Origin of the sequence: Bacillus sp. RC242, assembly GCF_044908245.1 — a bacterium.
Lineage (GTDB): Bacteria > Bacillota > Bacilli > Bacillales > Bacillaceae_G > Bacillus_A > Bacillus_A mycoides.
Genome location: NZ_JBIYCZ010000035.1, coordinates 1 through 9589, shown reverse-complemented (window position 1 = coordinate 9589; position 9589 = coordinate 1). Strand labels below are relative to the sequence as shown.

Sequence of the window (9589 nt, the reverse complement as noted above, 5' to 3'; positions counted from 1 at the left end):
CAACCAATATATATTCTATATACATTCTAACATATAAAAGTTGATTCCTTCCACTAAGGGAGAGAATTATTTTATGACAAAAGTTGTAGATTTTGGACAAGCTGAAAAAAAAGCGAAAATAAGAGATAGTAAGATTGATAGTATTTATGATCAATTGCAAACTGGTGGATATTCAGAAGAAGAAAGAGTTATGCTTTTACAGATGTTAAGTAAAATGTCTGGTGGGGAAGAATATTTCATAGGTAAAAAGAAAAAACCTACAGATCGGGTGAGATTTGTGCAAATCATAATGGATAATATAGATTATCTGATTGAAATAGGTTATTTAAGTAGTAAGGAAGAAGCTTTTTTATTCAAATTAACTTCATCTGTAGAGTTTAAAACCAATGTTCTTGTAGAACGTGAGACAAATAATCCAGCATCGCCTACATATTTAGCTGAAAAGTTTAAAATGACTCGTCAAAGTATTTCTAGTGTTATGAATGGTTTATTAAAAAAGGGAGTATTAGCAGTTGCACAATCAGGTGTTGCAACTGAAGATGGACGGGTTTGTACTAGCCGTACATGGTTTGTAAATCCAAATGTTATGTGTTGCTCTCCTAAAGATGGAATAGATAAAGCAACTCAACATATTTTTAGGGATTCATTAAGAAATTTTAAAGTCGAAGATCAAGGGAAGAAAAAACATAAACTACCCATTTATTTATTTTAAAAGAACGCAAAAAATAATCTTGCGTTCTTTTTTTTATTGTTATTTACCTTTTTTTAGGTGTCACTTTTTTTTGACACAGGTGTCACTTTTTTTTGACACCCTATATCTTATAAACCCTTGTTATTACTGCCTTTCTTCACTTTGCTCTTCTCACTCTTATATATATAGCTAAAAGTTCCGCAAGGAACGGGTCGTATTTTTGAGAAGAACACTCAAAAATCTCCACCCTCACAATAAAAAAAGTCGGTTCGTTTATCCTCACCTAAAAGCTAATGCTTTTTCTTTTTTTATTGTGTCCTTGCGGCACTTTTTTCGGCTGGTTTTTATCTTTCGCCAAGCCGAACAGACCAAAAACGGGGTTAAGTTGCTCGACTTGGACCAGCAATTGTACCAGCCGAACCGCCAGTTCTTCCGTTCAAGGTATTCTTCTTTTTCTATATGGAATCAACGCTATGTGGGGTTTCGCCCCCACACGACGAGCCAGCACTCACACCCAAAAACAAGGAGAACTTAAAAATTCCCATTTATAACAGTATTTTTTGATAATATATTGTATTATTTTATTTAGATTCACAGTAAGAGTATGGAAAAGATTAAAAATATTAGGAGGTTTATTTATGAAAAGAAAATTAGTATTATCTATTGTTTTTTCAAGTGCTTTAGTATTATCAATTGGATTTGTAAAAGATTTTCAAGGTACAAAGGTATTTGCACAAACTGATGGAGATCAATACAAAAATGTTACTAAAAAAGAACAAGATCAAAGAGAAAATGCAATAGCAAAAGAGAAAGATGTTATCACTGTTATAACATCAGAAGAACAAGATATGGTGGAAAATGGGTCAGTTCAAGAAGGATTTGTTCCACAAGCAAATGGGACAGGCTTCTATTTTGAAAAATCCCCCCAAAATTAAGTTCATTATGGGGGCTCGCCAGCATTTTGGAAAAAAACACGCTAAGCAAAAAATAAAATAAGCTGTCCATATGGACAGCTTATTTACATAAAATTCGAAAACGGAAGTAAATAATTCATATGTATTACAATTTATGTTAATTTGGTAATAGATTGTAATTTTATTAAACAAAATGAGGGGAATTAAAATATGCACCTATTTTCTTATATAGTTGGTATATTTTTATTTATTATTGGTGGTTTTAATATTTACAAAAGTCTTCGTTTTAGATTTTCCCAAAATGGTATATCTATAAAAACAATAGTTATACCATTTTGGATTATTCAACTTGGGGGATCTTTGCTACTTATAGGTTTAGGAATGTTTTTGATAATGATTTAAAAAAGCTAATTCTATATAAATTAGTTTTTTTAGTTTATGTAAAATCCAAAAGTAAAAGTCAATGTATACTCTATACATGAACTGTTAACATAACGTCTCATTATCGGTAGCAAATCGTTTGATAGAATCCTTGTATTTACAGGGATTCTTCTTTATTTGTCTAGATATCTCGTATACAGGATTTTATACATCATTGATATAGAGGGAATCTGGGGATCCTTTCTATTCTTTTTTTGCATAAAATCTTGTATAAATAAAAAAGATTTTGGTGTGGGTATCGAGAAGTAATGAGTATTAGTGTTAAAATCGAAATGTATTTCGAAATTAATTCGATTTTAAAATCGGTTGTGATATCAGTTGTAAGTGAATTCCGATTTTGATTAAAATGTTGATTTAATCTTGTTTTATGAGTAAAAAACGTATTCCGTTTTTGGGGGAGGAATTAAAATTGGAACTAAAATCGGAAATGTATACACCGAAAATTGTTGCAGATCGTTTAGGGGTGACTCCCGATTTATTAAAAGTATGGTCGAATGAATTTAATATACAAACGGAACGAAGCCAGGGAGGGCATCGTAGGTATTCTAAGGAAAATATAGAAGAATTAACAGCAATTAAAGAAAAAATACAGTTACAAAAGTGGTCTTATGATCAGGTTCGAGCATGGCGGAATGGGGAACTTGATTCATTTGTTTCAAAAGAAGAAAAATCGGAATTAGAAAAGAAATTGGATGAGGTTTTAGAAAATCAGCAATTACAAAATCAATTCAATCAAGCGCTTGTTCAAAAATTACAGGAAATTACGAATGAATTAGTTACGACAAAAGAGCATTTGGTTAATACAGAGAAAAAATTAATGGAAGTAGAAAGTAAAAATAGTGAACTTGAAGTTTTTATAGAGAAGAAGCTAGAAAAACGAGATCAATTATTGCTTGAAAATATTAGAGATATGCAGAAGCAAAATCAGAAACAAAAACGGAAAGGCTTTTTCGGTTTGTTTAAAAATTAAATGTAGTTGCTATTCTTTGTGGGGTTCTAATGTCGGAAAAAGAAGAATAGAAATATAGCATACATATAATAAGGGAATGCAGTATAGATCAGTTTACAAGCATTCCCTTGCTATAAAGATGTTAATAATATTTTAATGCTCTTGCTGCTATATATGTCATATTTATTAAGAATAAAAAGATTAATATATCTAGTGTTAAAAAAATATATAATATTATTTTCATTTTTTTAGATGTATCATTTTTAATCATATATATAATAAATAGCATTGTAGTTGATTGGAATAGCATGGTGAAAAATAAAAATGTAATAGCAAATACTATATTACCTGGTGTAAATCCGGTATTCATAATCAGTAGAGAACTAATTATATTAAGAATAAGAGTAGCTAGTATAAAAATATATTTATAAATGTTTTTAATTTTGATCGCCTACTTTTTAATTTTTTAGTTGGTAATACAGTTGTTTATTTTTATGGTTATATATAAGTATTTTTTTATTGTTTTCATCTACAATGTAAACATCTTTTTCTTCCCAATCTATTCCATGGGGTATATCTTTTTCAATTGAAAATAAAACATCTTTATTTCTAAAAGGAATTGAATTTCGATTAGCATGAATGTTTATTTCATGTTCTTTTGTTTGAATGCTATAATCTCCTGAATAATTGGAGAAGAATGGTGTTAATTTACTATAAATATATAGAATTTCTTTTTTATCGCTTTCTTGATAAAAATGGGAATTAATAACCTTTAGATCGGATGTTTTTATGTCCTTTGGTATAAGTAAAAAGGCAATGAGACAATAAAATATAACAACAATAGTAATTAAAGAATATATGTAGAGAGAGGCTATTAATAAATATCTTTTATAATTGCTTTGTTTTATTATCTGACTTTGCAAATTTGAATCCTCCTTTAATAAAGAATCAATCGAAACATTAAATAGATTGCTTAAGGCTAATAAATTGGTTAGATCGGGAAGACTTTTTCCTAGTTCCCATTTAGATATAACTTGTCTTGAAATAAATAATTGGCTGGCTACATCTTCTTGTGTCATGTTATTTATTAATCTTAAATGTTTTATTTTTTTTCCAATGTCCATATATGTACCTCCTTTAATTACTTTAATTATTCTAATGTTAAATAGTAAGAAACGCATCGTAGCGTTTATAAAAAAGGCATGCAATAATCTGTTGCGGATCTTTTTATTGTGATTTATCTTCTTGATAATTAAGAATTAGGAAGGTGAATTATATAGTTAATAAAAGAAATTATAGGGGATAAATTTTGTATAAGTTTTGATTTGAAATAAAATATATATATTATCCATTTGTTGACAGAAACATGGATAATATATATATTTTATTTAATATTACGATTTCATATTTAAGGGGTGCTATATGTTTAAAGATAAAAAAATGATTCGATTTGGTTTATGGCTATTTGTCTCTTTATCTATAATTCAGTTTACTATTGGTTGTGTAAAAGGATATTATAAAGCCTCTACAGGTAATGAATTATTAATTTCAGGAACATGGAAAACAGTATTATTAGATGCTCCTGAAGGAATACTTGTTATTTTGGGAGCAATTGCTTTATATCAATTTACAAAAAAAGCACCAGAAAAAACGGCATCTATGTAGATGTCGTTTTTTTGATAGATTTTAAATATAGAAGTTATCAAGTACATTGTCTTTTTCTTCTTTATTAATTCCAATGTATTTTAGTGTGATTTGGGGTGTACTATGATTTAGAATTTCTTGCAACATAGCGACATCTTTTGTTTGCTTATAAAACCAATAACCGAAGGTCTTGCGCATGGTATGAGTTCCGATAGATTCTATACCAGCAAAATCTCCGGCTTTTTGCAATTGTCGATAAGCCTGGATCTTACTAATGGGTTTCTCTCCTTTTCTTGAAGGAAATAACCAGTTGTTTTCTAGTGTTTGGGCATACGAATAGACTTCATCAAAAATAGAAGTAAGGTTAATCATGCGTTCTTTCTTTGTTTTTCCTTCTTTGATTTTGAATTCTTTTCTCTTTTTTCGTTTTAGTTTTACGATAGTGTGTGCTTTAAGCTGAAGTAGATCACTAACACGTAATCCAGTATGAATACCAATCAAAAATAGGATATAGTCTCGTTCGGAACAATGACGTTTAAGGGCCCATTTCATATCTTCGATCTGTTCTTTGCTACGGATGGGTTGTACATCAATAAGATGTGATTTTTTATTCATGGATTTATGACCTCTTTATTTATAGTGTTTTGAATGTATACTTTTTGTTATATAAATTGAGGATATCAGGAGATTTGGTGATAAGTCAATGTTTAAAGGGATTCGAATGTAAACTAATATTGAAAAGTTTACTTTCAATTTAGAATACGATGCTTTATTCCATCAAGTAAAAAAATTAAGTGAGTTTTGATTAAGTTTTTTTATAAAAATTGTATAATGTTTCATAAAGTAAGAATCTGTTTTGATCAATCTTTTTTCAAAATAGATTCCTTTTGTCTCTTATCAAATAAGGGATTTTAAAATATTTCTGATTAAACTTTATTCCAAATTGACATATGAAAATGATTTTTGGATGTAACTTTATTTAAAGTAAGGTTACATTTATTTTTTTGCTATTGAATTGTGCTATTTTATAATGTATCAAGATATACAGAGGAGGTTAATATGAAAAACAATAAGATGATTATCGTAATAGTTATACTGTTACTTATTACCTGCATGGCTCTGCTTATTATAAAAAAACCTGTAAAAGAAATCGCTTTAGATTCTACTGTAAACCCTACAAACGAAACGTCATCTATAAAAGAAGGGTATGTTATATTCAAAAATAATAAAATTTATTTCATTCAAAATGAGGACAACGAGAATTATCAGAATATTCTTGATAAAATTAAAAACAAACAGCACCCATCTGATTCTATATTAACTTCTCATAACTCCAATTTATTAAAAAATATCGAAAGTGGAGATAAGATAAAAATATGGATAAAACAAGTAGTAGAATCATATCCTCAAAAGTTGATAATAGAAAAATACGAAAAGGTAAAAAGTTGATAAATTTTTATTTTATTCCAAATAACTCTCATTTTTTGTAAAATTATTTTGTGTATTAAATTTATGGGGGGAATAAAAATGAAAGTTAAAAAGTTTGCTTGTTCTCTTGTTTTTTCACTTAGTCTCATCTCTTTTACTAGTTTCGCTTCGGCGGAAACAACCGTTCAACCGGAAAAAATATTAACTCAAAACCAAAGTAGTCCTTACGACATGATTAAATCTGATGGTACTATAGTAAAATTCAATGAGTACTCAAAGTCTTTAACACAACAAGATTACGATGAAATTAACACTGGAATAATTGGGAATGGAAAGGAAATTACACCAGGAGCTCCCTTTAATTTAAAACCTTTAAATAAATTAGGATTACCTAAAGAAAAAGATAAACCAAATGAGGTTGTTTTCGGGAATGATACTCGAAACAAGGTATCTGATACATCTACACAACCCTATCGTTCAATATCATATATTTCTACGTCCTTCCCTGATGGTGATTATATGTGCACAGGGACTGTAATTGGAAAAGATACAGTTTTAACTAATGCTCATTGTGTATACGACACGGACACTAAACAGTATTTAAAAACTGGATATATTATTCCGGCATTAAACGATTCACACTATAGTTATGGATATTATAATATTGAAAGTTACAGTGTTCCTTCTGGATATATTAATAGCGGAGGTAGTTCTGAATATGATTTTGCAGTAATGAAAGTATCAACAAATGGAGGTTCACATATCGGTGATGTTGTTGGTAGTTTAGGTATTAAACAAGTTAGTAGTATAAAAGGTGTTGGAATAAAAGTATACGGATATCCTGGAGATAAAGCACAAAGTACAGGGGTTGTATCTCAATGGGGATCTTCTGGTTCGATTCTACAAGAAAATTCATCCTTAGCTTTCTATGAAATTGATACCTACGGTGGACAATCTGGTTCTGCTATGTTGAACTCTTCAAATCAAATAATTGGTGTTCATAATGGTGGGTATGATTTAAGTGGTAATAAAGTTATAGATTCAAATGGTGGTCCAAAAATGGTTAAGCCTATGTATGACTTTATTACATATGCGCGTTAATTAAAAATAGAATTTTAGTTTGATGAAATTGGACAACCTAAAATCAAATGAAAATAGTCCAAATCAATCGATTACAATTAGTGCAGATGGAAAAACGTCTTTTTCACAAATCCATGATGCATTTAAAGATGCAGTATCAGCAACTTCTAAAGAAAGCGTGAAATAAGATAATTAAATTGAGAAATCTAACTAAAAAAGAACTGGGCATAAATTGCCCGGTTCTTTTTAGTTCTACAGTTTTTTAAAAGAATTAAAGAGTATTAATAATGAACGAGAGTAAAAATGATTACTTGTGTTGGTCAATTAAAACGGACCTAGCGAAGCGAAGGGAGTATTTTACTTGACCAACTGAACTACACTAAAACCCTTTTAGATTGTCAAACGGTATACGTTTGACCCCGCCAACCGGCGAGGGAGTCCCTCAAGGATTTGAGGGGTTGGGGAGTTCGATAAAGGGGGTCTGGGGAAGAGTTCCCCGGCAGGTTTGGACAGAGTCCAAGGTCTTTTTTTGCCATGCTAAGCATGGCTCGGCAAAGCCGAAAAGCGTCGCAGACCCCTATCGATTTTGATGCGTTAGCGTCAAAATAAGTATAGGGTTACTCTAATTGACTCCATTTCGTCGCTTTGCTAGACTTATGGTATCAATTAATCTAGGAAAAGTGGTGGTATTTTATGTTGGGGTCTATCTCATTTAATCAATCTCACCAAAGTTCATTAAGCCACAATAACAGAGAAAATATTCATGGAAATCCTGGCATAGATCCAGCCAGATTAGATGAGAATATTTACTTTGTTCAAAAGGACATCCGAAGTGTATACAAGGATGTCTTTCAAAAAGCGGTGGACAAGTATAACGAGAAACAAAAACGGAATGACCGTAAGATTGATGATTACTATGACAAAATACATAAAGACGATAAGACGCATGAGCAACGAGAACTGGTTGTAGCGATTGGTGAAGGCAAAGACGACCCAAAGTATAGGGAGGCCAAAAAGGAAGCACTGAAGCGCTATGCTGAGGCGTTTCAAGAGCGAAATCCAAATCTAGTAGTCTATAACATGGTTTTACATGATGATGAAGCCAATCCGCATTTACATATTAACTATGTACCGAATTTCGAAAGTAGTCGAGGATTAACGAGGCGTGTCGGAATGGATAGAGCCTTGCAACAACAAGGTGTAGAAGGAACGGGAAGAAAGTTAATTGCACATTGGAGAGAATTAGAAACGGCCTATATTGAGCAATTAGCGAAAGAACACCTCCCGAATTTTGAACGTGCCAATGTAGGTTCACATAAATACATGAAAGTCCGTCAATACAAGGAATATGCAGAAACAAAATCACTTGTTGAGAATCAAGTACAAGAAAAAGAAACGCAGTTACAAACGATTGATCATCATTTAAAAAATGTTGAAGAGAAAACAAATGAATTACAAGTAGCGAAAAAGGGTTTGGAAAGTGATGTCGTTGATAACTACAAAGAATTAGAGATAGTGAAACAAAAAGTAGAGAGTGAAAGTGAAAAGCTGCAGCTAATTGGCCAGCGTCATGTAGAATTAGAAAAAAGAGTAAAACAAATGCAAAAAGAATTAGATAGTGCTACGGATCAAGTTCCAAATGAGCCCGTTGTAATTCCGTTTTTGCGTAAAGAAGTAATAACACAAGTACAGGATAAAATGATTGGGAAAGCTGAAATCACGAAGAAAGAGACAAGAAATTATGTATTATCACCGGAACAATATCAAGAATTTACAAAACAAGTGAATGCAGCGGTTACTATTAAAAAGGATTATGATCGTTTGAAAAAGACAGATTTTGTGAAAGAGAATGAGAGTTTAAAAGTGCATGCAGAGGGATGGATGGAAGAAAATCGAACATTGAAACAAGAAAAAAGTCAGTTACAAAAAGAAGTTGGTGTATTAAATAGAGAAATCAGCTCATTAAAAGCTCATATAAAGGGTTTACAGACGAATATAAGAGTTTTGTATGTGCAAACGAAAAAAGTTTTTAAAGAGCAATTTAAGGCGTTTAGAGGGCTTATTAAAAATGAATTGGGTAGCAAGGGAATAGATAATCAATTTGAACGTGAACATAAGAGAGAAATAAGCAGACATCGAGATTTTGATAGGGAAAGATAGGATTGATAATGATGAAAGCATTGAATTGCATGAGTTTGAAGAAGAAAAAGAGTGTTGAATGTTGTGTTTTTGCAAGAGATGGAAAGCTTTAACAAGGTGTTTCATGTTATTATAAAGAAAGACGTATAAACGAGAAAAACCGCCCATGCTTTGGACGGCAGGCGGTTTTTCTTAATAAGGTTGGAATCAACCAATATATATTCTATATACATTCTAACATATAAAAGTTGATTCCTTCCACTAAGGGAGAGAATTATTTTATGACAAAAGTTGTAGATTTTG

Annotated in this window: 10 protein-coding genes; 8 read left to right on the top strand and 2 right to left on the bottom strand. The window is 30.9% G+C overall.

Annotated elements, in window-relative coordinates; translation table 11 throughout:
* Window positions 1-73: 73 nt before the first annotated feature.
* The 3 genes from ABH957_RS29295 to ABH957_RS29285 all read left to right on the top strand — a co-directional run bounded on the left by ABH957_RS29295 (window position 74) and on the right by ABH957_RS29285 (window position 3016).
* Window positions 74-712 carry a MarR family transcriptional regulator gene (locus tag ABH957_RS29295; RefSeq protein WP_404458373.1) on the top strand — a complete coding sequence of 213 codons (639 nt, stop codon included), beginning with the start codon at window positions 74-76 and terminating at the stop codon, window positions 710-712.
* 617 nt (window positions 713-1329) lie between these two features.
* Window positions 1330-1626: a hypothetical protein gene (locus ABH957_RS29290; RefSeq protein WP_404512895.1), complete on the top strand. Its 297-nt coding sequence runs from the start codon at window positions 1330-1332 to the stop codon at window positions 1624-1626.
* Window positions 1627-2455: 829 nt separating this feature from the next.
* On the top strand, window positions 2456-3016 hold the full coding sequence (locus tag ABH957_RS29285) for a MerR family transcriptional regulator (RefSeq protein ID WP_404458379.1): 561 nt from the start codon (window positions 2456-2458) through the stop codon (window positions 3014-3016).
* Between the two features lie 437 nt (window positions 3017-3453).
* Here ABH957_RS29285 and ABH957_RS29280 read toward each other — a convergent pair whose 3' ends face one another.
* Entirely contained in the window at window positions 3454-4119 is a 666-nt protein-coding gene (locus tag ABH957_RS29280; RefSeq protein ID WP_404458382.1) for a helix-turn-helix domain-containing protein, read from the bottom strand.
* A 298-nt stretch (window positions 4120-4417) separates the two neighbouring features.
* Here ABH957_RS29280 and ABH957_RS29275 point away from each other — a divergent pair, with 298 nt between their 5' ends.
* Window positions 4418-4660, top strand: coding sequence for a DUF3937 family protein (locus tag ABH957_RS29275; RefSeq protein ID WP_404458385.1), 243 nt, complete (start codon window positions 4418-4420; stop codon window positions 4658-4660).
* Window positions 4661-4681: 21 nt separating this feature from the next.
* Here the strand turns inward: ABH957_RS29275 and ABH957_RS29270 are convergent, their stop codons facing one another.
* The gene (locus tag ABH957_RS29270; protein ID WP_404512893.1) at window positions 4682-5254 is read right to left on the bottom strand and encodes a tyrosine-type recombinase/integrase; all 573 of its coding nucleotides are present in this window, start codon (window positions 5252-5254) and stop codon (window positions 4682-4684) included.
* 444 nt (window positions 5255-5698) lie between these two features.
* On the opposite strand from ABH957_RS29270, the gene ABH957_RS29265 reads away from it, so the two are divergent.
* The 4 genes from ABH957_RS29265 to ABH957_RS29250 all read left to right on the top strand — a co-directional run bounded on the left by ABH957_RS29265 (window position 5699) and on the right by ABH957_RS29250 (window position 9307).
* The gene (locus ABH957_RS29265) at window positions 5699-6088 is read left to right on the top strand and encodes a DUF3221 domain-containing protein (protein WP_404458364.1); all 390 of its coding nucleotides are present in this window, start codon (window positions 5699-5701) and stop codon (window positions 6086-6088) included.
* A 78-nt stretch (window positions 6089-6166) separates the two neighbouring features.
* Window positions 6167-7168, top strand: coding sequence for a trypsin-like serine peptidase (locus ABH957_RS29260; protein ID WP_404458367.1), 1002 nt, complete (start codon window positions 6167-6169; stop codon window positions 7166-7168).
* A 22-nt stretch (window positions 7169-7190) separates the two neighbouring features.
* Complete coding sequence (locus ABH957_RS29255) at window positions 7191-7334, top strand: hypothetical protein (RefSeq protein ID WP_404458391.1); 144 nt, start codon at window positions 7191-7193, stop codon at window positions 7332-7334.
* 506 nt (window positions 7335-7840) lie between these two features.
* Window positions 7841-9307 (top strand): plasmid recombination protein, encoded by a 1467-nt coding sequence (locus ABH957_RS29250; RefSeq protein ID WP_404458370.1) that lies wholly within the window; start codon window positions 7841-7843, stop codon window positions 9305-9307.
* The last annotated feature ends 282 nt before the right edge of the window (window positions 9308-9589 follow it).

Excerpts from the sequence above, each read along its gene's own strand:
- ABH957_RS29280 (WP_404458382.1), bottom strand. The coding sequence starts at position 4,119 with ATGGACATTGGAAAAAAAATAAAACATTTAAGATTAATAAATAACATG.
- ABH957_RS29295 (WP_404458373.1), top strand. The coding sequence starts at position 74 with ATGACAAAAGTTGTAGATTTTGGACAAGCTGAAAAAAAAGCGAAAATA.
- ABH957_RS29255 (WP_404458391.1), top strand. The coding sequence starts at position 7,191 with ATGAAATTGGACAACCTAAAATCAAATGAAAATAGTCCAAATCAATCG.
- ABH957_RS29275 (WP_404458385.1), top strand. The coding sequence starts at position 4,418 with ATGTTTAAAGATAAAAAAATGATTCGATTTGGTTTATGGCTATTTGTC.
- ABH957_RS29265 (WP_404458364.1), top strand. The coding sequence starts at position 5,699 with ATGAAAAACAATAAGATGATTATCGTAATAGTTATACTGTTACTTATT.
- ABH957_RS29250 (WP_404458370.1), top strand. The coding sequence starts at position 7,841 with ATGTTGGGGTCTATCTCATTTAATCAATCTCACCAAAGTTCATTAAGC.
- ABH957_RS29270 (WP_404512893.1), bottom strand. The coding sequence starts at position 5,254 with ATGAATAAAAAATCACATCTTATTGATGTACAACCCATCCGTAGCAAA.
- ABH957_RS29260 (WP_404458367.1), top strand. The coding sequence starts at position 6,167 with ATGAAAGTTAAAAAGTTTGCTTGTTCTCTTGTTTTTTCACTTAGTCTC.
- ABH957_RS29290 (WP_404512895.1), top strand. The coding sequence starts at position 1,330 with ATGAAAAGAAAATTAGTATTATCTATTGTTTTTTCAAGTGCTTTAGTA.